Annotated in this window: 20 protein-coding genes; 4 read left to right on the top strand and 16 right to left on the bottom strand. The window is 43.7% G+C overall.

The features are described from left to right. Positions 1-242: 242 nt before the first annotated feature. From HMPREF9698_RS01240 to HMPREF9698_RS01200, 9 genes are read right to left on the bottom strand one after another with little or no spacing between them, the layout of a single operon-like run. Entirely contained in the window at positions 243-908 is a 666-nt protein-coding gene (locus HMPREF9698_RS01240) for a V-type ATP synthase subunit D (protein ID WP_003776495.1), read from the bottom strand. A 6-nt stretch (positions 909-914) separates the two neighbouring features. Continuing rightward, entirely contained in the window at positions 915-2,294 is a 1,380-nt protein-coding gene (locus tag HMPREF9698_RS01235) for a V-type ATP synthase subunit B (RefSeq protein WP_003776492.1), read from the bottom strand. Beyond that, on the bottom strand, positions 2,287-4,074 hold the full coding sequence (locus HMPREF9698_RS01230; RefSeq protein WP_040292373.1) for a V-type ATP synthase subunit A: 1,788 nt from the start codon (positions 4,072-4,074) through the stop codon (positions 2,287-2,289). The genes HMPREF9698_RS01235 and HMPREF9698_RS01230 overlap by 8 nt, the downstream gene beginning before the upstream one ends. A gap of 13 nt (positions 4,075-4,087) precedes the next feature. Beyond that, positions 4,088-4,399: a V-type ATP synthase subunit F gene (locus tag HMPREF9698_RS01225; RefSeq protein ID WP_003776488.1), complete on the bottom strand. Its 312-nt coding sequence runs from the start codon at positions 4,397-4,399 to the stop codon at positions 4,088-4,090. Next, a complete protein-coding gene (locus HMPREF9698_RS01220; RefSeq protein WP_003776487.1) occupies positions 4,389-5,393 on the bottom strand; it encodes a V-type ATPase subunit in 1,005 nt (334 codons plus the stop codon). The genes HMPREF9698_RS01225 and HMPREF9698_RS01220 overlap by 11 nt, the downstream gene beginning before the upstream one ends. Positions 5,394-5,405: 12 nt before the next feature. After that, positions 5,406-5,987: a V-type ATP synthase subunit E gene (locus HMPREF9698_RS01215; protein WP_003776485.1), complete on the bottom strand. Its 582-nt coding sequence runs from the start codon at positions 5,985-5,987 to the stop codon at positions 5,406-5,408. Between the two features lie 36 nt (positions 5,988-6,023). Next, positions 6,024-6,503: a V-type ATP synthase subunit K gene (locus HMPREF9698_RS01210; RefSeq protein ID WP_003776483.1), complete on the bottom strand. Its 480-nt coding sequence runs from the start codon at positions 6,501-6,503 to the stop codon at positions 6,024-6,026. A 24-nt stretch (positions 6,504-6,527) separates the two neighbouring features. Then, positions 6,528-8,474 carry a V-type ATP synthase subunit I gene (locus HMPREF9698_RS01205; protein ID WP_003776482.1) on the bottom strand — a complete coding sequence of 649 codons (1,947 nt, stop codon included), beginning with the start codon at positions 8,472-8,474 and terminating at the stop codon, positions 6,528-6,530. After that, entirely contained in the window at positions 8,461-8,787 is a 327-nt protein-coding gene (locus tag HMPREF9698_RS01200; protein ID WP_003776481.1) for a hypothetical protein, read from the bottom strand. Before HMPREF9698_RS01200 ends, HMPREF9698_RS01205 begins: the two co-directional genes overlap by 14 nt. 246 nt (positions 8,788-9,033) lie before the next feature. Here HMPREF9698_RS01200 and HMPREF9698_RS01195 point away from each other — a divergent pair, with 246 nt between their 5' ends. Further along, positions 9,034-9,354 (top strand): hypothetical protein, encoded by a 321-nt coding sequence (locus HMPREF9698_RS01195; RefSeq protein ID WP_003776479.1) that lies wholly within the window; start codon positions 9,034-9,036, stop codon positions 9,352-9,354. Positions 9,355-9,487: 133 nt separating this feature from the next. On the opposite strand, the gene HMPREF9698_RS01190 is transcribed toward HMPREF9698_RS01195, so the two are convergent. From HMPREF9698_RS01190 to HMPREF9698_RS01170, 5 genes are all read right to left on the bottom strand, one after another. After that, entirely contained in the window at positions 9,488-10,189 is a 702-nt protein-coding gene (locus HMPREF9698_RS01190) for an ABC transporter permease (RefSeq protein ID WP_003776477.1), read from the bottom strand. 1 nt (position 10,190) lies between these two features. Further along, entirely contained in the window at positions 10,191-11,150 is a 960-nt protein-coding gene (locus HMPREF9698_RS01185; protein WP_003776475.1) for an osmoprotectant ABC transporter substrate-binding protein, read from the bottom strand. Between the two features lie 13 nt (positions 11,151-11,163). Beyond that, positions 11,164-11,805, bottom strand: coding sequence for an ABC transporter permease (locus tag HMPREF9698_RS01180; protein ID WP_003776472.1), 642 nt, complete (start codon positions 11,803-11,805; stop codon positions 11,164-11,166). Positions 11,806-11,818: 13 nt separating this feature from the next. Beyond that, positions 11,819-13,000, bottom strand: coding sequence for an ABC transporter ATP-binding protein (locus HMPREF9698_RS01175; RefSeq protein WP_003776471.1), 1,182 nt, complete (start codon positions 12,998-13,000; stop codon positions 11,819-11,821). Between the two features lie 316 nt (positions 13,001-13,316). Next, on the bottom strand, positions 13,317-14,996 hold the full coding sequence (locus HMPREF9698_RS01170) for a ribonuclease J (protein WP_003776469.1): 1,680 nt from the start codon (positions 14,994-14,996) through the stop codon (positions 13,317-13,319). Between the two features lie 147 nt (positions 14,997-15,143). Between HMPREF9698_RS01170 and HMPREF9698_RS01165 the strand changes: the two genes are divergently transcribed. The 3 genes from HMPREF9698_RS01165 to HMPREF9698_RS01155 all read left to right on the top strand — a co-directional run bounded on the left by HMPREF9698_RS01165 (position 15,144) and on the right by HMPREF9698_RS01155 (position 18,200). Then, complete coding sequence (locus tag HMPREF9698_RS01165) at positions 15,144-16,127, top strand: biotin--[acetyl-CoA-carboxylase] ligase (protein WP_003776467.1); 984 nt, start codon at positions 15,144-15,146, stop codon at positions 16,125-16,127. Between the two features lie 307 nt (positions 16,128-16,434). Beyond that, positions 16,435-17,898 carry an SLC13 family permease gene (locus HMPREF9698_RS01160; RefSeq protein ID WP_040292370.1) on the top strand — a complete coding sequence of 488 codons (1,464 nt, stop codon included), beginning with the start codon at positions 16,435-16,437 and terminating at the stop codon, positions 17,896-17,898. 14 nt (positions 17,899-17,912) lie between these two features. After that, a complete protein-coding gene (locus HMPREF9698_RS01155) occupies positions 17,913-18,200 on the top strand; it encodes a chorismate mutase (RefSeq protein ID WP_003776463.1) in 288 nt (95 codons plus the stop codon). Between the two features lie 62 nt (positions 18,201-18,262). Here the strand turns inward: HMPREF9698_RS01155 and pnp are convergent, their stop codons facing one another. Then, positions 18,263-20,383, bottom strand: a complete 2,121-nt coding sequence (pnp, locus tag HMPREF9698_RS01150; RefSeq protein WP_003776461.1) for a polyribonucleotide nucleotidyltransferase — start codon at positions 20,381-20,383, stop codon at positions 18,263-18,265. A gap of 153 nt (positions 20,384-20,536) precedes the next feature. Then, positions 20,537-20,806: a 30S ribosomal protein S15 gene (rpsO, locus tag HMPREF9698_RS01145; protein WP_003776459.1), complete on the bottom strand. Its 270-nt coding sequence runs from the start codon at positions 20,804-20,806 to the stop codon at positions 20,537-20,539. Positions 20,807-20,882: the final 76 nt, after the last annotated feature.

Here is a 20,882-nt window from a genome sequence, read left to right as displayed (position 1 = left end):
AACCTAGCCTCCTCCACTCTCTATCAGCTTGGTTACCCTTATTATAACACCTTTAAACTTTAGACCGGACTTATATGGATGGTCAAATAAGGTCTACCGTTGGAAGGCTAAGTGCTTTATCTACTTCTCTGGTAAGATAATCTGACTCACTTATTTTTAGCCTTTGCAATCTTACGACTATCTAACTGACCTGAATATTAAAAAAAGACCTTGTTTGACAAGGTCTTTTATAATGGAAATCATTATTCTTTTTCCTCAGCTTCTTGGTCTTCCGCTTGGCCCATATCCTTAATTTTCATTAAGCGGGTAATTTCAGCCCGTTCACTTTCATCCAGCTTCATCTGAATAAAGTAAATAGTATTTTCTAACTGAGGGATGGTCAAGTGTTCCAAGGCATTAACCCGACGTCGCGTTTTTTCGATTTCACTTGCCATCAGTTGGCAAGTTTTTTCGATTTCAGCTAGGTCCAGCATCTTGGACATGACGTTATTGAACTGTTCAAAGGTAGCATCCAATTCACTGTTGGAGTTGAGATAACCATACTTGAGTGGTTCATCTTCTTGAGACTTATTATGATAGTCAAAGTTCATTTGCGGAACTTGAACTGACATAATATTTTTTCGGTTAATGTTCATCTCCACCGACCGTGAAGGAATGGCCATAATCTCTTCCAGGTAATTTTCATGCAAGAGTGACTTAGCGACAGAGAAGGATTTCATCCCTTCTTCCAGATCGTCTTCTACTTCCTTGCGCAATTGGTCGTTTTTTCGGACAAGTTCAATGAATTGCCGCATGAGTTCATCTTGCTTGTCTTTGAGGAGTTTATAACCCCGACTAGCTAGCTCAAGCCGGTCTTTCAAGTTGGACAATTCCATCCGGGTGGGGTTGACATTCAGTAAATCAGCCATCTAGTCTCACCCTTCTTCCTTAGGCAAGTACTTGTCTAGTAAGTCATCTTTAATCCGTTTCAATTCTTCACGAGGCAAGATTTTGAGCAAGTCCCAGCCTAAGTCTAAGGATTCTTCGATGGCCCGGTCAGTATAGTTCCCTTGGTTGACATACTCTTGTTCAAAGCGGTCGGTAAATTCAACATATTTCTTGTCTGATTCTGACAAGGCTGAGTCACCCAAGACATTGGCCAACTCCTTAGCATCTTTCCCTTGTGCGTAGGCAGAGAAGATTTGGTTCATGGTTGGGGCATGGTCTTCTCTTGTCTTGCCTTCACCAATCCCCTCATCTTTCAACCGAGACAAGGAAGGGAGGACGTCAATCGGAGGCTCAATTCCTTGGTTCTCTAGCTCACGAGAGAGGATAATTTGCCCCTCGGTAATATAACCGGTCAAGTCAGGGATAGGGTGGGTAATATCCTCTTCAGGCATGGTCAAGACAGGGATTTGAGTGACAGACCCCTTAGCTCCTTCCAAACGACCTGCCCGTTCATATAGGGAAGCCAAGTTGGTGTAGAGGTAGCCTGGGTAACCACGACGGCCAGGGACCTCACGTCTAGCGGCTGAAACCTCACGCAAGGCGTTGGCATAGTTGGTCATGTCTGTTGTAATGATTAAAACGTGCATGTCCTTTTCAAAGGCCAAGTATTCCGCTGCAGTTAAGGCCATCCGAGGGGTCGCAATCCGTTCAATTGCCGGGTCATCGGCTAGGTTAATGAAAACAACAGACCGGTCGATCGCCCCTGTTTCTCTGAAGTCATTCATAAAGAATTCAGCTTCTTCATAAGTGATCCCAACGGCCGCAAAGACAACCGCGAACTCTTCATCCGTTCCCACAACCTGAGCTTGGCGGGCAATTTGGGCCGCTAACTCCTCGTGAGGGAGTCCGGATGCAGAGAAAACCGGTAATTTTTGGCCTCGAACCAGGGTGTTTAGGTGGTCGATGGTTGAGATACCTGTTTGGATAAATTCATCAGGATAGTTACGGGCTACTGGGTTGATGGCCTGGCCATTGATATCCATGGATTTTTCTGGGATTAACTCTGGTCCCCCATCATTGATTTGGCCCATGCCATCAAAAATCCGGCCAATCATATCTTCGGAAACATCCAGGGACAAGGGCTTGCCTAAAAAGCGGACCTTGGTTTCTGGTAGGTTAATCCCTGAAGACCCCTCAAAAATTTGAACGACTGCCCGGTCACCATCTATCTCCAGGACTTGGCCCCGTCGTCTGGACCCATCTTGGAGCTCGATATCTACCAGCTCATCAAATTTAACTCCCTCAACGCCTTCAACGGTCATCAAGGGACCAACAACATCTGAGACTGTTTTATACTCTTTAAGCATTGGAGTCAACACCACCTTTTTCAACAAGTGATTTCATAACATCTTCCAAAGAATTGTGGATTTCGTCAAAGCTGTCCATATCGTCAGCTTCAATATATTTCATCCGACCAATTTTTTCTCTGACTTCACCAGTCCCCTTGGCTATTTCATCATAGTAAGAACCTACGTCAAGCGCTTCTCTTGCCTGGCTTTCGAAGTCCATGATAATCTGCATCATTTTTAATTGCTTGGATAGCGGAGTGTAAGCATCCACATCATCATAAGCGTTCTGTTGGAGGTAGTCTTCACGAATCATGGAAGCTACAAGCATGGTGATTCGGTCAGATTCGGATAGGGAATCCACCCCAACCAAACGGACAATTTCTTCTAATTCAGACTCTTCTTGTAAAATGACCCGGGCACGTTTGACAATGTCATTCCAGTCTAAGTCATTGTCTTCCCCGATATATTTGTTCAAGCGGTCAGAATACAAGGAGTAGGAATCTAGCCAGTTGATGGCAGGGAAGTGCCGTCTTTGAGATAGGGAAGAGTCAAGCGCCCAATAGACCTTCGCCACACGAAGAGTGTTTTGGGTAACCGGTTCAGAAGTATCCCCACCTGGAGGCGAAACGGCTCCAATGGCTGTAATGCTACCGCGACGTTCTTCATCACTGCCAAGAGGTTGGACCATACCCGCCCGTTCATAGTACTCAGCAATTCGAGATCCAAGGTAGGCAGGGTACCCTTCATCCCCAGGCATCTCTTCCAAACGACCGGACATCTCACGCAAGGCTTCGGCCCAACGAGAGGTGGAGTCCGCCATGACAGCCACAGAGTAGCCCATGTCCCGGTAATATTCAGCAATGGTAATACCGGTGTAAATAGAAGCTTCACGGGCTGCCACTGGCATGTTAGAGGTGTTGGCGATCAAGATGGTTCGCTCCATAATAGACTTACCAGTTTCTGGGTCAGTCAATTCAGGGAACTCGTTAATAACCTCGGTCATCTCGTTACCTCGTTCACCACAACCAATGTAGACAACTAAGTCGACGTCGGCGAATTTAGCAATTTGGTGTTGGACAACCGTTTTGCCAGCACCGAAAGGACCTGGAACGGTTGCCGCCCCACCTTTTGCTACTGGGAACAAGGTGTCAATAACTCTTTGGCCAGTAATTAAAGGTTGAATCGGGTTTAATTTCTGAGCCACTGGACGGCCTTGACGAACAGGCCATTTTTGAATCATATTGAAGGTTTTTTCGCCATCCTCTGTTTCAATGGTGTACAAGTCATCTTCAATTGTATATTCACCAGACTCGACCGAGCTCACTTTGCCACTGATGCCATGTGGAACCAAAATCCGGTGTTCAATAACAGCAGATTCTTGGACAACCCCAATAATGTCGCCAGTTTCGACTTGGTCACCTGGCTGGACCTTGGCTTCAAATTCCCATTTTTTATCGCGGTCTAAGGCTTGCACCTCTACCCCGCGTTGTAGGAAACTACTTTCTGTTTTTTCAACGAATGATTTTAAGGGACGTTGAATCCCATCAAACATTTGCGAAATCATGCCCGGTGCTAATTCAACTGACAAGGGTTCACCAGTGATGACAACATCTTCTCCAGGTCCAACCATGGAAGTTTCTTCATATACCTGGATGGAAGCGACGTCGCCTCTCATGTCAATTACCTCGCCGATCAGGCCGAATTCACCGACACGGCAAATATCTTGAATATCTGCTTCTTCCATTCCTTTAGCTGTTACTAAAGGACCTGAGACACTAACAATCGTACCTTTACTCAAATCCATCACCCTCCTAAAGTATGTTTTGACCCACAGCTTTTTCGACGTTCTTCTCGATCCGTGATCTCCCTATACCCTGTGAGCCATTGTGGTTCGGGATTAAAATAACAGCCGGTGTCATCATTGTGTCATAACGATCGATCGCTTCAGGGATTTCTTGGGCCAATTCTTCGGTTAAAAAAATCACACCGAAATCTTCTTTAGCCATTTCATCAATTGTTTTTTTGGCTGTTTGACCATCATTAACGAATCTGACATCAAAGCCTAACATCTTAAAGCCAAGGATTGAGTCTTTATCGCCAACTACTCCAATTTTACTGGCCATAATTCAGTCTCATCCTTTCTCTAATTGTATCGGCATCAATACCGTTTTCTTTACCAGCTAAGACAAGCCGCAAGTTAGTAACCTCTACCTCTTTAGCATGGATATAAGCAATAGTTGGTAAGGGACCAAAGGCTTGTAACTTAGCCTCTCTCATTTTCTTCATATAAGCATCGTCTGTCAACTGATCTACCTTGATAGCAGATACTTCATTGTTATCTGAGTCAGTAGCTGATTCAATCAGGGACCGGTAAGAACTGGTCCGCAAGTAGCGTTCTAGCTCTGACAGGCCTAAACCAGCACTGGATACTAATTTTTCCTTATCCAAGTAGCCAACTTCCGTTAAAATACCATCTATAAAATTACGGTTGTGGCCTTGTTTGCTGGCACGGATGGCTGTTGAAATATTGAAATAATCAGCTTCTTGCTTAACCAAATTTATGATATCTTCAATTCCCAGGCGGTCAGCCAAGCTTTTCAAGTGGTCAAAGTAATGGCGGTCTAAAATTACATCAATAGCATAAGCTTGCTTGCTTTCCTCAAGTTGGGCTTTGACCTCTGAAATACTCTGCAAGTATTCTTCAGGTAGGAGATCTGATTGCCCTTCCTTGATGGCCCGTCGCAAGCTTTGGATACTAAAGCGACCAATATTGATATAGAGGTCTGAAAAGTCTTGATCAGCAAATTCTTCTTTAAATAATACTTTTAAATTATGATAGGTGTATCTTAAAGCTGCATATTCAACCAATTCTGGATTGGGGGTTGAAGTGAACATCTCTTGGTAGACCCGCTCTAATTCATGGGTCAGCATCAAGTCGTAGTCCCGACTTTCTTTTATATCGTCCACGTCATTCCGGTAAACCGTCTCACGCAAGATATTCACCGCATCATCATAAGATTCTGCCGCAATCATCCGGTCAAAATGGCCTTGCTTAAGGAGTTTGTTTTCTTGAGCACGTATGGTGACGTTCAATGATCCATAATCATTGTCTTTCATGTCCTCTCCTCCTTAAGAAAATAGTTCTTGGTTAATTTGTCTGACAAAGTCATCTCTTCGGTTAGCAATCAATTCGCTAAACAAGTAGTTGAATTCAATCCCCTTTTTAGAAAGGGTAAAACCAGACTCACCCTTGATGGTGGTCTCAGCCAAGGTCACATTTAGTCCTTGAATGTCCAAGTTTGAAAGCCATGCTTGGTCCACTAAGCCTTGAGACTTGTCGCCTAGGTAGAGCTTCACATCCCCTTCTTGACTAAAGTTACTCAAAACCCCTTGGGCAAACTTTTGGAAATCTTCTGAACTCAAGTCGTCCAACTTATCTTGAACGCTAGCTAAGACTTGTTTGATATAGTCTTGCTTGATTTTTAACTTCTCGTTTCGTTCCTTGATCGCAATGGAATTGACCTCAATGTCATATTGGTTGGAGGCTTCTTGGTCAAGGCGTTCCAATTGTCTTTCCTTGTCTTGAGCCGCTTTTTCCTTGGCAGCTTGAATTTCTTCATCTGCAGCTTGCTTCGCTTCTTCAACCTTGCTATCTAAAGATTTTTTTTCTTTGTCGATAACCTGCTGGGTAATCTGCTTTAAGTCAGCCATTGTCATCCTCCTTTATCATGACTATCAATCAGGCTTTTAAGCAAATAGAATCATGAATAATGCGATAAGGAAGCCTAAAATAGCGTAGGTTTCAACCATAGCAGAGTAGATAGCAGTTTGGATGTTGACTTCTTCTCTTTGGGCAATGGTTTGGATACCAGAAACGGAAACTCTACCTTGGGCTGGACCAGATGTAATACCAGCAATCCCAACGGTTAAACCAGACATAAGGTAGTACCAACCCATTGATGGGTCCATACCTGCTTCAATGTTTAACAAGATAAAGAAACCAACAACGAATCCATAAATCCCTTGGGTGGAAGGGAGAGCTTGTAAGATCAAGGCTTTTGCGAAAAGTTCTGGGTTATCTTTCAAGAGGGCGGAAGCCGCTTCACCTGCAACACCAACCCCTCTAGCAGACCCGGTACCTGAGAGGACAACAGCTAGGGCAATACCCAAACCTGCCATGACCATACCTGTGTTTTCACCAAATAGCTCTAAAATACTAATATCCATTATTTTTCCTCCTATTTTTTATGGTTATTTTTTAATCCAAATATATTTTTGTAAGGTTCCTAGAGGCTCTAACTTACGTCCCCCGCCAGTATAGAACTTGCCAAACATTTCAACGAAGTGGAGTCTGAGGGAGTGGACGTATGCCCCAAGGAAGGCAATAAAGATGTTTAAGAAGTGTAGGGCAATAAAGACGATGATACCGAGTGTGAACCGGACGACTGGTGGGAAGACACTAACCAGTAAGTTAAAGGCCATCCCAATGTTAGCCGATGCCACACCCAAGGCCATGATACGGGAATAACTGACTATGTCCCCTGTAATCCCTGCTACATCGGTTAAACCGAGCAAGCCTTGGCCGAAGCCAACGAAGATATTGCTACCGGTTATCATAGAGGCTATAACAATGCCGATTGCGTTGATGACAATGAGGGCAATGCCGATGTTTTCCACGATAGAAGGCAAGCCTAACATTAAACCTGCTGCAAAGACGACAGCTCCAATTATGATCATGGACCAGGAGTGGTCATCGATATAAGCTTGGAGGTGGTCGCCATCCTTGTGTTTAAAGTAGGCATCCAACTGGAAACCAAGGATAATATGGATGACACCCAGGATAATCGAAATAATTAAGACAGTGATAACATCATCTTGAAGGTTTAAGACTTGGAAAGGCAATTCAAATCCGAAGAAGGATCCAAATATTAAACCTAAAATAATGGTGGCCACTGTGTTATACATAAAGAACCGAATATTTTGTTCTTGGTCAGGGCCTAAATCCATAATCTTCAAGCCTGCAAATGTCACCAAGAATAAGAGCAAACCATAACCCGCATCAGCTGACATCATGCCAAAGAAGATGAAGTAAAATGGTGCAATCCAAGGCGTTGGGTCAAGACCCCCGTATTTGGGGTAGCTAAACATCTCAATCAGCATTTCAAATGGCTTGACTAGGCCATTATTTTTCAGAACAACAGGGACATCATCGTATTCTTCTTCCATGACATCCTCGGGTATCACAGCCACATTATCCTCTAAGTCCTGGTTGAGTTGGTCGGTTACGAGATCAACCTGGTCAGCTTCAATCCAACCGCTTGCCAAAAAGAGGTGCTGGCTATTTAAGACCAGGTCTTTGGCCTTAATCCGTTGTCCCTTATTATAAAGGAATTCAATAGCTAATTCTAAAGACCGTTTTTCGTCCTTCCAAGTTCTCAAGTCTTTTTTAATGGCCTTACGTTCCTCAACAAGTTGAACCCGCTTGTCTTGGTTGTCCTTCAGTTCTTCCTCGGGTAACTTGTCGTATTTATAATTTAATTCTCTGAAACCAGATTGGGCTAGTTCACTCCGGACTGACTTGGCCTGGTCTTTGGGTGTAATTACATACAAGCCAAGACTTTCCTTGCTAGAGTATACTTCCTGCCAAGTGGTATCATCTAGGTCTTCAACAGCTTCTTTAAAGGGCTTAATATAGTCCTCATCCACCGAACCTAAGATCACTTCTAGGAGGTCAAATTCCTTCAATTCCTTGGGGTGGTGGCTGAGTTTCTTCCATCTTCTAAAGAAGGCTTCTTCCTCTCGCAAGGCTTTGAGGTCTTCTTCCACTTTATTTAATTGATCTTCTTTTTCAGATACCCGGTCTATGATGGCTTGGATCTCATCCAAGTCAACTTGATCTTGCAAGTCCTTCAAGGTCAAGACTTCCCTTTTAGCTTTCAGACTGGCAATTAAACCCGGTTTGGGAACAAATTGACTGAGGTAGTCTAAAGCATATTCTGCATCTTGAAAAAATTGGTCATTGTCCGATTGTTCGTCCCTAGAGCTAGTGACTTCAAAATCATCGACAATGGATTCTTCAACCACCTTAGGCAAAGGAATCACTTCAACACTTTGCAACTGTTGAATGGATTGCAAAAGCTGGTCTTTGTTTTCTTGTTCCGCAAGAAGGGTCAATTTTTTCATTTTAGAAATTGCCATATGCTTTGAGCACCTCCTCTGTTAATTCTTGTGACAATTGGTCGACCTTGTCTTCATAACTAGACCGAAAGCTTTCTTTCGCCTGGTCTATATTTTTTTGGGATTGGTCGCGCTTGTCATCCAAACGCTTGCTATCCTGGTCTTTACGTTCTGACCGATAATCCTCCAATTCTTGATCCAAATCTTTTTGAATACGGTCAAGTTCCTTGTCCTTTTCTTGATTTATTTCTTTAATAGACTGGTCACTTTCCTGACGCAGGTCTTTGGCACGTTTTTCAACATCCTTAACCTGATCAATTGCATCTTGGTTCACTACTAGCCCCCCCTTTCGATTATGACTACTTTATCAAATCGACATTTAGAAGCTAAAATATCCATCAGATATAGTCTTCACTTATAAGTTAATTTTATCAATCTGACAGTATTTGTCAATTATATTGTGACGACCAAGACCGAATCAGGTTTACTAGTTCAATTTTTAACAAGATATTTTTTATTGACACGGGAACGAAAGTTCGGTAAACTATCTTTGCAAACATTTGTTCGGGGAGGAAGAAATATGGAAAAGCCAATCGATAGAAGTTACGGACCAAGTAACTTATCTAAGCTAAAAGATCGTCTCATGAACCAGTCAGAATTTATGTCCTTTGATATTAAACCGCAAATGCCTAAGAAGCAAGTTTCCCACTTTGTCAAGCAAGCTGTCCGCCAGGGTCGTTTGGTTGCTATCCAAATCAACCAAGGAGACGGCATTATCAGTGAACTTGTCGGCACTCCTAGCAGGTCTAAACAGTCCCACCACCTGGTCATAAAGGGACGAAAACATAAGACCCTCTACCTAATCTCAGGCAGTCAAATCCGCCATATCCGCTACCTATAAGGCAAGCTACAAGACATGTTTTGCTATAAAAAAGAGGCTAGAAAAACTAGCCCCTAGGAAAAAACCGGCGATTTTCCATGAAATCGCCGGTTTTTGATTGTGGAATTGGACTTTTTCCTAGCCCTACTTTTAGTTAATTGGTCTTCCCTTTAACTGGGTCAAGGTAACGTTCAATCAAGCCAAAGACAACGTCCATGATAACGGCCATTAAGGCAATAGGAATAGCTCCTGCTAGAATGATGGCTGCCCCATCAGTTGCATTGACACCTCGCTGGATAATGTCGCCTAAACCACCAGCACCGATAAAGGTCCCAATGGCAGCAATCCCAATCCCAACAACGAGGGCATTACGGACGCCTGCCATAATAACGGAAAGTGCCAAGGGAAGTTCAACCTTGTAGGTTTGTTGCCAACGGGTCATCCCCATTCCTTTCGCTGAGTCCATCACGGCCCGGTCTACATTTCTAACCCCGGCATAAGTGTTTTTCAAAATGGGAAGGAGAGAGTAGACAAAAACTGTTGCAATAACAGTGTTGGGTCCCAAACCCATTGCCAGCATAAAGAGGGACAATATAGCAATAGAAGGAATGGTTTGGATCAAGTTGGCAATAGTAATCACCCAATCAGCCAACTTGGACTTTCTGGCAATGTAAAAGCCTAAGGGAATGGCAATAACAGCTGCCAGTAAGACACCATAAATAGAGATTAAAAAGTGTCTAGCAAATTGGTCCCAAACATAGGCTCCATTTTGCTGAAAATAGTAGAAGAACTGTTGGAAGACCGACATGTTGGCAACATCTTCCAAACCTTCAAAGTTTTGAATGATTGTGTCCATCTTACTCGCCTCCTTGGGGTTCTAGGTAAGGTTCAGCATCTTCAAAATAATTGTGCTCTTGTAAGAAGGTTTGGGCTACAATAGCAGGCTCAATCAACATGTCGTCAGCAATATAGTTCATCTCCTGCATCTGCTCGGGTGAGATTTTTTCTTCCAACTTGAGCATGATTTCATTGAGCTCAGGATAGTCTTCCAAGAGGTCTTGGTTGACAGCTGGACTGGCATCATAAGGTGGGAAGAAGTTCAAGTCATCTTCTAAAACCACCAAGTCATAGCTGGCAATCCGGCCGTCTGTAGAATAACCGAGGACAATATCCATCTCTCCGGTTTCAACGGCGTCATAGACCAAACCAATCTGCATGAGGTAAACAGTCCCGAAGTCAAAGCCGTATTCTTCAACAAAGTCATCATAGCCGTCCCCTTCCCGGGCTAGCCAAGAAGAGTCAACACCTGCTGTTAATTCGTCAGCATAAGGACCGACATCAGAAATTTTTTCAAAACCGTATTCATCCGCAACATCCTGGGTCACCATGAAGGCATAGGTGTTAGCAAAACCATAAGTTGGATACCATTCCATATCAAATTCTTGGTCAAAGCCTTCCACCACAACTTCAAGGGCCTTGTCCGGTTCGGTAATGGGGTCTTGGTTCATTTCCCCGGTTAAGGAGGTCCCGGTATATTTTGCAGCCCCTACATTAGCATCCCCTAACAACATAGCTTGGTGGACCATGGTTGATGAGCCTAGGTTGATGATGGTTTCAACGTCGGTGTCAATATAGTGTTCAATCATGTCTTCCAGTAAATAAGTTAGGATCGTTGCTTCAGTTGAAGCCTGGCCAGCAACCCGGATGGTATTTTCATCTTCTGCTTCAACATTACCCAGGCCGGGAAAAGTGCAAGCTGAAAGTACCAGGGCTGATAGACCTAAACTAGCTGTTTTGATCATCTTTTTAAAATTCATCCTGACATCCTTCCTATCTTAAGTTCACCGGTGTAACGCGTTTTTCCAATAAGCTTAGGAGAAAATCAACGAGTAAGGCCAAGATGGTAACTGGCACAATACCCGCAATAATTAATTCAGGTACGTATAGACTGAGTCCACCGAAAATATAGTCACCAAGGCCACCTGCCCCAATATAGGATGCCAAAGTGGTCCAAGCAATGACGTAAGTAGTGGACAAGCGGATACTAGCCATAATAACGGGGGCCGCTTGAGGAAGTTGGACCTTGGTCAAAATTTGGCCATTTTTCATCCCCATTCCCCGGGCTGCATCCACTAAGTTGTCATCGACTGACTTAATCCCGGTATAGGTATTGCGGAGAATTGGCAATAGGGAGTAGATGAAGAGGGCTAAAATAGCTGGTACTTGACCAACCCCTACAAAAACGATCATCAAGGCAAGCAAGGCCAAGGAAGGTAGGGATTGTAAGATTGAGGCTATGGTAATCACCACATTAGCTGCCCGGTCATTCACCCTGGTTAGGAAAATGCCAAGCGGGACAGCAACGATAATCCCCAAAAGGATAGAAATGAATGATAAATAAATGTGCTCCCAAATTAAGCGAAGCATGGTCGGCCCATTTTGGGCGAAAAACTCTTGTATAGCTGAAAGCATCGTATCCCCTCTCCTATGCTTGTTCTAGTTTGGCTGCATTGTAGTCTTGAAGTCCGTCCTTGCCTTGGTCTTTCGGACTCTCTCCGCCCCAAATAGAATGGTAGACGACTTCAACCAGGTCAGTGTGGGTTAAGTAGCCTTGCAGAGAGTAATCATCTTCTAAGACAAGTTCGAACTTGCCACCACGTTTGAGCATTTTTTCTGCAATTTCTCTAATATAAGAGTTAGGCTTGATATAGGTTTTAGGCAGTTCCATAACGTCATCAACCAACTTGTCTTTATTAGCTTGGTTGATTTTCTCTAAGTACAAGACACCGTAAACAATATTGTTGTCGTCGGTTACAATCAAGTTGGTTAATCGTTTATCCCGCATCACAGCGACAGCATCTGAGATGGAAGTCCCCAATTGAACAGTCACTGGGTCTGTCGACATGACATCAGCTACCAGTTGGTCATTTCCAGCCTTGCTGAGCCGGTCTTCCCCAATCAATTCTTTGACAAAGTCATTGGCAGGGTTGGCCACAATATTGTGGGGGGTATCATATTGGATTAACTTCCCTTCTGACATAATTGCCACCTTGTCTGCTAAGTCCAAGGCTTCGTCCATATCGTGGGTGACAAAGATAACAGTTCGGTCATAATCCTTTTGCAGTTGAATGACTAAGTCTTGCAAAGCCTCCCTCGTGATCGGGTCCAAGGCTCCGAAAGGCTCGTCCATTAAGATGATTTCTTGGTCAGCTGCTAAGGCCCGGATGACTCCAACCCGCTGCTGCTGTCCACCAGATAATTCAGAAGGATAGCGGTCTAAGTAGTCGTCTGGGTTCATATCGACAGCTTCTAGTAGCTCTCTTGCCTTGTCTTGCATGTCTTTCTCGTCCCATTTTAAAAGCTTAGGAACTAAGACAATATTTTCATAGACGGTCATGTGGGGCATTAAACCGGTTTGTTGAATCACATAACCAATTCCTCTTCTAAGGTCAACTGGATCTTTGTCTTTGATGTTTTCACCATCAATCAAGACATCGCCTTCAGTTGGGTCGATCATCCGGTTGACCATCCGCATGCTAGTCGTTTTCCCACTACCGGATGTACCAATAAAGACAACTAGTTCACCCGATTCAATGGTAAGATTCAAATTATCAACAGCCCGGGTCCCATCGCCGTAGACTTTACTGATATTTTTGAACTCGATCATTTTGCCACTCCTCCATTAAAGTCTAGTAAAATATTTTAATGTAATGTTCACATCGTTACATTTCAACAACACTATAATTATTACAAATATTAAGGGAACAATCAACTTTTAAGAGCCTAAATAGGGACATAATGGGAAAATGTAATATTAAAAATATTTCCTGCCACTAATGCCCTTTCATTATTTTTCCTATACTAGCTTTATTTTGTAAAAAATTGACCTAGTAAAGAGCCCCATGGAGGGAATGTCCATGGGGCTCTTTAGTTTTTTCAATTTTCATTAGAAATTTTAATTATTTAGAAAAAAGTTCTCTTAACTAGTTGTCATACCAACGTCTTTGGTTGACCTCCATTATAACGGGGAGGATAATAGGGTTCCGTTTGGTTTGCTTGAAGAGGTAGTCGCTCAGGTCATCTCGGATGTCTGATTTGATGGAAGACCAGTCAAAATCATTGTCTTTGAGGTTCTTTTTGACAACCTTTTTGACGATAGCATTGGCTTCGTTAATAAGATCATAGTTTTCTTTAACGAAGATAAAGCCCCGGGTCACAATATGGGGGTCGGCCACAATTTTTTGTTTCTTCCGGTCAATGGTAACCACGGCAACCAAGATCCCATCATCCGACAAGAGTCGGCGGTCACGGAGGACAATATTGCCGACATCGCCAATCCCGATCCCATCTACCAGGGTATCGTCAGCTGGCACCTCTCCAGTTGATGACATTTTACCTTTATGGTATTCAAGGACTTCCCCATTACTCAAGAGGAAGATGTGGCTATAATTGATGCCGGCTTCATGGGCCAAGTCAGCATGGGCTGCCAACATCCGGTATTCGCCCTGGACCGGGATAAAGAATCGAGGGTTTAAGAGGTTGATCATCAGCTGTAAGTCTTCTGGGGTAGCATGGCCTGACGCCTTGATTTTATCTGAAATTTTCTCCACCCTGGCCCCAGCCCGGTAAATTAAATTTTCTGTTTCGGCCACGGTAACTTCCATGGCAATAGAAGGGCTGGTAGCAATATAGACCAGGTCATCTTCTTTGAGGTTAACGTGCTGGTGTTGCTTGGTAGCCATCCGTCTGAGGGTCTTAATAGGCTCCCCACTGGACCCAGTTTCTAAGACCACAATCTGGTCGTCTCTGTACTTGTCAATTTCTGAAATTGGCTTGATCAAGTTCTTTTCGGGTAAGAAAAGTTTTTTCAATTTGACAGCTGTATCTAAAATGTCGGTTAATTGGTTACCAGTGACAAAGATTTTCCGGTTGGTTAAACTAGCGGCATTGAGGATTTGCTGGATTCGTAATATATTACTTTTCACCGCTGCAACAATAATCCGGCCATCGGTTTGGATGAAGGACTCATTGACCACTTTTTGAACCCGTTTGTCCGACACATTCTCTTCTTGACTTTCGGCTTCAATTGAGGAACTTAAGAGGGCAAAGACCCCTTCCTTGCCGATATCAGAAATCCGGTTAAAGTCCGTTTTATAGGGCCCATGGGCACTCTGGTCAAACTTAAAGTTACCAGTGTAGACAATATTCCCTTCATCAGTCCGGATAGAGATCCCCATTGATTCTGGAATGGTGTGGGTCACTTGGAAAAAGTTAATCAAGATCCCGTCAAAATCAATTTCTGTATCCTGACCCACCACATGGAAGTCATCAAAATTGCTGTTGCCATGGTTTTGGTTTTGCAACTTAGCCAATTCAATGGTCAATTCAGAGCCAAAAACAGGGAGGTCAAACTCATCCAAGAGGTAAGGCAAACCACCGATGGCATCCTCGTGGCCGTGAGATAAAAAGACCCCGGCAATCCGGTCTGCATTTTCCCTTAAATAAGTAAAGTCTGGGATGACAGCATCAATACCAAACAATTCATTTTCCGGGTACATGAGGCCGACGTCCAGGATAAATATCTGGTCTTCTACTTCAACAATATACATACTCTTACTGTTTTCTCTGATCCCGCCTAAGGGGATGATTTTAATTTTCGACAAATCTCTCACCTTTATGTTTTTATTTTTTCAGTTCTAAAAGCTAATAGCTATTATAGCATAAGTCTTGGAGCATGACTAATGGCTGGGACTAGAATATTGTAGACTAGTCATTAATCTTGTATACTACAAACAAAAAGGAGGAGCAAAATGGACCAGCAAACACTTATCTACCGGCTCAACCAGGCCTTTCCTGAGGGCTTAACCATCCAAGAACTCAATCAAGCAAGCTCTAATTCCCCAAGTCAAATTCAAGACCTTATCCTAGAGGCCAAAAACCTTGGCTTCCCCCTTGTGACAGGAGATAAGCAAGTATTCCTAGGCCACCCCCTCTACTCTCAAGCTGGAATTGAAGCACATTTTTCGCCGGACTTTTCCTTGCCTATCCAGTTAGAAGAAGTAACCGACTCCACCAACACCTTAGCCCGTCAGGCAGCAAACCACGTTCAGGAGGCAACCGCCTTTATGGCCTACAGTCAAAGAGCGGGTGTCGGCCGGCTCAACCGTCCTTGGCAGTCCCCCATGGGTAAAAGTTTGTCCTTATCCTTACTCCTGCCAGACTTCCCCAAAGACCTACCTGTTTATCTTCTAAGCCAAATTACAGCTGCTTCTCTTTGCCAGTCCTTAGACCCCTACCTTGACAACTTAGGCATTAAATGGCCCAATGACCTTATTGCAAACCAGCGAAAAATCGCTGGCATTCTCCCTATTTTTGACCAGGATGAAACAGGTCGTTCCTATGTCATCTTAGGCATTGGTCTCAACCTCTTCCAAGACCTGGAAGATTTCCCTAAAGACCTCCAAGACAAGGCTGGTTCCCTTAAAATGGCTGTCGGCTTTGAGATAGATATCGACCAGCTCTTAGCTAAGCTGATCGAGGATTTAGTTCGGGCAATCCAGGCCTTTAAAGACAGGCAAGATGGTCAAGCCTTTCTAGCTATTTGTCGGGAGAAATCCCTTTTAATCGGCAAGGAAGTCCTAAGCTATGAAGGAGATAAGCCGGCCCGTCAGGTTAAAGTGCTAGATATTGCATCCAATGGCGGCCTAAAAGTCAAGGACTTAAAAAGCGGGCAAGAAGAAGTCCTCTTGTCTAGTGAGATTTCCATCCGAACTCAGTATGGTCACTATATCTAGGCCAGTCTCTATCAAAGTTAATCTAGGAAAGACTTGGCTAATTAGACCGAGATCCTCCTTTCATTTTAACCAAGCAAGTAATACTTCTTTAGTTGACATTTACACAATTTTAATCTTTTTTGTTACCACCTTGGGGTCTAACCTTAAAGGTCAGCCTCCAAGGTGGATTTTTATTAATTTAAATTAATATATTTCTTGCAATCCTAAGTAAGACCAGGTAGACTCTAATTTAAAGTAGACTTAAGCCAACAGAAGCGGGCAAAGTTTGGAGGCCTGTAGATATGACTCAAAAAAGCAAGCCAATCAATTGACACTAGGCCAAGTGGTCAGCCTATTCCTGGCTTTTATGATTTTATTCTCCAGCTTAGTTAACAGCTTGACCTCTGCCAACTTTTTAAACTTGCCAACCTATACATATGCAAGTCTAGCTATTTTCCTAGCTAGCATAATCCTCTGGCTCTTTGTGGCCATTGACTGGCCAAGTCTAGTCTGCTTAATTTGCTTGGGCTTTCTACCAGAGATTAGTTATAACCAAGTATTTGAGTTATCATTCGGAAATACTACTTTCGTTTTCTTGTTTTTCACCTTTTTAGTCACTCATGCATTACAAGAGACCCACTTTCTTAACCGGTTAACTTCACTTGCCATTAACAATAAGTGGGCCCAGGCCAATCCTTGGCGGTTTACCACTGCCTTCTTGGCAATTAGCTTAGTTATTGCGTCTTTTATTTCACCCACAATCTTATTCATGATTGCCTTTCCGGTTTATGAACAAATTGTTGACCAATTCGGCTTTAATAGAGGGGATAAAAATGCTTCCAAATTACTCATTGCTCTTTTTTCGACCATTGCCATAGGAACAGCTATGACCCCCATTAATCATATCTCTGCCCTCACAGCTATGGGTCTTTACAATTCGGCTTTCAATGTAGAATTGACCAACGGCATGTACATGAGCTTTGCTGTCCCAGCAGGCCTAGTTATCTTTATCTGCCTCTACCTTTCGTTAAGATGGGTGTGGAAATTGAAGTTAAGTGGAGTATATTTAACAAGCGTTCGTTTGCTAACTAATATTCCTAAAGCGGATAGAAAGGAAAAGTGGACTGTTTCTATTTTTGCTTTGGTGGTCATACTATGGATTCTCCCAGAAGTTTTAAAGCTATTTGATCTTCAAGCTGGACTATTTTTAAGTCAGGCTGGGATAGCCTTCCCCCCTCTACTTGGTTCTTTCCTCCTAGCCTTCATCCGGATTGAAGGCCAGTCCCTTATTCATTTGGACCAGGCTATTCGAAAAGGGGTCTTTTGGCCTAGTATGTTATTGGTTGCTGCTAGCTTAGCCTTAGGGAGCATCATGGCCATGCCAGAATTAGGAGTTGTTTCTCTAATTGAACATGCCCTGGCCCCCATCATCGGTCAACTATCTCCTCTGGTCATGGTCTTCGTTTTTGTCACCTGGGCTGGACTCCAAACCAACTTTTCCTCAAACCTGGTGACAGTATCTTTAGTCACAACAATTATACTGACAAATGCCCGAACAGGAGAAGGACTCCCAGTAAATACCGGAGTAATCGCATCTTTAATTGGTTTTATGGCATCTCTTGCCTTTATGACCCCACTCTCTATGCCTTATGTAGCTATTGCCATCGGATCAGGCTGGACGAATGCCAAAGACTGCTTTGTCTATGGTTTGTGGCTACTTTTAATCAGCATCTTATCCGCTAGCTTTGTCGCCTACCCCATTGGATCTACCCTCTTGTCAAACCTACCTTAAAGGAGTGAACTGCCATGTTAGAAGACCAACGCAAGGAAATCGACCGGATTGACCAAGAAATTGTCAGGCTCTTCGAATTACGGTGCCAAGCTATCGAAGCCATTGCCGAACTCAAGCTAAAAAACAAGATTGCTGTTCTGGACCAAGACCGGGAAAAGCAAGTGATTGCAAAGGTCCAATCCTTCCTGAGTGATGACAGCCTTAAGGAAGAGATTGCAGACTTATACCAAAACCTGATGCGGATCTCCCGCCTCCACCAGACTAAATGGATAAAAAAGCGGGAAAAGTCACAAGAATCTTAACTTGAAAAAGCTTGACTAGGACTCCTAGTCAAGCTTTTTGCTTTTTTCAGATTGGTTTTATTTTATGACTCTTTTTCGAGTTTATGAAGGGCCTGTTTACGGGATAAGTTGACCCGGCCCTTGCTGTCTATTTCAGTCACTAGGACTTCCAGCTCTTCTCCTAACTTAACAACATCTTCGACATTTCTCACAAAACCGTCTGCTAGTTCTGAGATGTGGACTAAGCCATCAGTTCCCTTGATAATTTCAACAAAGGCCCCGAATTTTTCAATTCGAACAACCTTACCCTTGTAGATTTTGCCGACTTCCACTTCTTCGGTTAATTCTTCAATAATTTCAATAGCCCGGTCAATCATGGCCTGGTCTTGACCATAAACAGAAACATTTCCGTCATCGTCGATATCAATTTTAACACCAGTTTCATCAATGATTTCGTTAATTTGGTCCCCGCCCTTACCGATGACAATTTTAATCTGGTCGGGCTTAATTTTAATCGACTTGATTTTAGGCGCATAAGGGCTGAGTTCTGGGCGAGGCTGGGCGATTGCTTTTTCCATATTGTCTAAAACGGACAAGCGTGCCTCTTTAGCAGAAGCCAAGGCCTCTTTTAAAATCGCCTCGGTGATCCCTTCAATTTTAATGTCCATCTGTAAGGCTGTAATACCTTGCCGGGTCCCAGCTACCTTAAAGTCCATGTCTCCTAGGTGGTCTTCCAAACCTTGGATGTCTGTTAAGACAGTATATTCTTCAGGGCTATTCATAACAAGCCCCATGGCAATCCCACCTACTGGCGCCTTAATGGGAACCCCACCGTCCATCAAGGCAAGGGAGCCGGCACAGATGGAAGCTTGGGAAGAAGATCCATTGGATTCAAGGACTTCTGCTACCAGTCGAATAGTGTAAGGGAAATTTTCCTGGCTTGGGATGATGGGTTCTAAAGCTCGCTCACCCAAGGCACCGTGGCCAATTTCCCGCCGGCCTGGTGACTTCGGCCGACCGGTCTCCCCGACTGAATAACTTGGGAAGTTATAGTGGTGGATAAAGCGTTTTTCTTCTTCTGAACTCAAGCCGTCAATCACTTGGTGTTCATTTAATGGGCCTAGGGTTAAGGCGGACAAGGCCTGGGTTTGCCCCCTTGTAAAGAGACCGGATCCATGAACCCGGGCAAAGAGGCCTACTTCTGATTCTAGGTCACGGATTTCATCGACTTTCCGGCCGTCTGGTCTCACTTTTTCTTCAGTGATCAAGCGTCTAACTTCTTCTTTTTCCAGGTCATCAGCTATTTCTTTGACATCAGAGGCTAAGTCGGCCAAGAATTCCTCGTCTTGGTCCTGGTATTTTTCCTCGTAGTAAGCCAAGATGGCCTCTTTAACGGCCTCAATCTTGGCACCCCGCTCTTGTTTGTCCTTGGTCTGGATGGCCTGGGTCATTTGGTCGTTAAACTGGTCTTTCACTTCAGCTACCAATTCGGGATCCGGCAAGACCAGGTCATAGTCCATTTTTTCTTGGCCAATTTCAGCGATAATCTCTTCTTGGAAAAGACACAAGTCTTGGATGGCTTGGTGGCCAAACAAGAGGGCCTCTAGCATATCTTCTTCAGAAACCTGGTCAGCTCCAGATTCTACCATATTGATAGCTTCCTTAGTACCAGCTACAGTTAAGTGGATATCAGAGGCTGCATCCTCTTCTTCAGTTGGATTGATGATCAATTTCCCATCAACCCGACCGACATTAACACCAGCTATGGGGCCATTAAAAGGCAGGCTAGAAATGGAAAGGGCTAGAGAAGAGCCAAACATGGCGGCCATTTCAGGCGAACAGTCAGGGTCAACGGACATCACCGTGTTGTAAATTTGTACTTCATACTGAAAGCCTTCTGGGAAGAGGGGACGAATAGGACGGTCAATTAAGCGGGCAGTTAGAGTGGCGTGTTCTGACGGACGTCCTTCCCGTTTAATAAAGCCACCTGGAATTTTACCCACTGAGTACATTTTCTCTTCATAATTCACCATGAGGGGGAAGAAGGGCATGGTGCTGGGCTCATCCCCGTTGACTACTGCAGTCAAGACAGCAGTGTTGTCATACCGGATTAAGACTGCTGCATTAGCCTGCTTAGCAAGCTGGCCCACTTCGACTTGGAGGGTTCGTCCAGCAAATTCTTTGGTAAATACTTTTTTGGTCATAGTCTACTCCCTTTCTGAACATTACCCGCTACTCTACAAATATCAATATTCTCGCCTAAATACTCATATTTGTATAGTAGCTTGTGTAATGCTATCTTGTTTGCTTAAAAAATAAGCGAGATTCACCCGAACCCCGCTTATCTTTACTTTATTTTAACGACGTAATCCTAAACGATTAATCAATTCACGGTAGCGTGTAATATCTTTATTTCGCAAGTATGCTAACAAATTACGACGGCGACCGATCTTTTTCAATAAGCCTCGTTTTGAATGGAAATCTTTTTTGTGCACTTTAGAGTGCTCGTTTAATTCCGTGATTTCCTCAGTTAAAACGGCAATTTGGACTTCTGGAGACCCAGTGTCTCCTTCGTGAAGTGCATATTCCTTAATGATTTCGTTCTTTCTTTCCTGAGAAACTGCCATAAGTTCCACCTCTTTCTCTTCATTGAATCCATTCACTGAGATGGCGTTGGTGAATCGCCCATCCAAGCGAAGGTCT

It is taken from the genome of Alloiococcus otitis ATCC 51267, assembly GCF_000315445.1.
GTDB classification, from domain to species: domain Bacteria; phylum Bacillota; class Bacilli; order Lactobacillales; family Carnobacteriaceae_A; genus Alloiococcus; species Alloiococcus otitis.
Note: the sequence above shows the minus strand (reverse complement) of the source record. Positions and strands in the feature narration are given on the sequence as shown.

What these genes read in the sequence shown, in the direction of transcription:
- pnp (WP_003776461.1), bottom strand. Translation starts at nt 20,383, where the DNA reads ATGACCAAAAAAGTATTTACCAAAGAATTTGCTGGACGAACCCTCCAA.
- HMPREF9698_RS01155 (WP_003776463.1), top strand. Translation starts at nt 17,913, where the DNA reads ATGTTAGAAGACCAACGCAAGGAAATCGACCGGATTGACCAAGAAATT.
- HMPREF9698_RS01165 (WP_003776467.1), top strand. Translation starts at nt 15,144, where the DNA reads ATGGACCAGCAAACACTTATCTACCGGCTCAACCAGGCCTTTCCTGAG.
- HMPREF9698_RS01195 (WP_003776479.1), top strand. Translation starts at nt 9,034, where the DNA reads ATGGAAAAGCCAATCGATAGAAGTTACGGACCAAGTAACTTATCTAAG.
- rpsO (WP_003776459.1), bottom strand. Translation starts at nt 20,806, where the DNA reads ATGGCAGTTTCTCAGGAAAGAAAGAACGAAATCATTAAGGAATATGCA.
- HMPREF9698_RS01210 (WP_003776483.1), bottom strand. Translation starts at nt 6,503, where the DNA reads ATGGATATTAGTATTTTAGAGCTATTTGGTGAAAACACAGGTATGGTC.
- HMPREF9698_RS01235 (WP_003776492.1), bottom strand. Translation starts at nt 2,294, where the DNA reads ATGCTTAAAGAGTATAAAACAGTCTCAGATGTTGTTGGTCCCTTGATG.
- HMPREF9698_RS01215 (WP_003776485.1), bottom strand. Translation starts at nt 5,987, where the DNA reads ATGGCTGACTTAAAGCAGATTACCCAGCAGGTTATCGACAAAGAAAAA.
- HMPREF9698_RS01225 (WP_003776488.1), bottom strand. Translation starts at nt 4,399, where the DNA reads ATGGCCAGTAAAATTGGAGTAGTTGGCGATAAAGACTCAATCCTTGGC.
- HMPREF9698_RS01240 (WP_003776495.1), bottom strand. Translation starts at nt 908, where the DNA reads ATGGCTGATTTACTGAATGTCAACCCCACCCGGATGGAATTGTCCAAC.
- HMPREF9698_RS01185 (WP_003776475.1), bottom strand. Translation starts at nt 11,150, where the DNA reads ATGAATTTTAAAAAGATGATCAAAACAGCTAGTTTAGGTCTATCAGCC.
- HMPREF9698_RS01175 (WP_003776471.1), bottom strand. Translation starts at nt 13,000, where the DNA reads ATGATCGAGTTCAAAAATATCAGTAAAGTCTACGGCGATGGGACCCGG.
- HMPREF9698_RS01180 (WP_003776472.1), bottom strand. Translation starts at nt 11,805, where the DNA reads ATGCTTTCAGCTATACAAGAGTTTTTCGCCCAAAATGGGCCGACCATG.
- HMPREF9698_RS01190 (WP_003776477.1), bottom strand. Translation starts at nt 10,189, where the DNA reads ATGGACACAATCATTCAAAACTTTGAAGGTTTGGAAGATGTTGCCAAC.
- HMPREF9698_RS01220 (WP_003776487.1), bottom strand. Translation starts at nt 5,393, where the DNA reads ATGAAAGACAATGATTATGGATCATTGAACGTCACCATACGTGCTCAA.
- HMPREF9698_RS01205 (WP_003776482.1), bottom strand. Translation starts at nt 8,474, where the DNA reads ATGGCAATTTCTAAAATGAAAAAATTGACCCTTCTTGCGGAACAAGAA.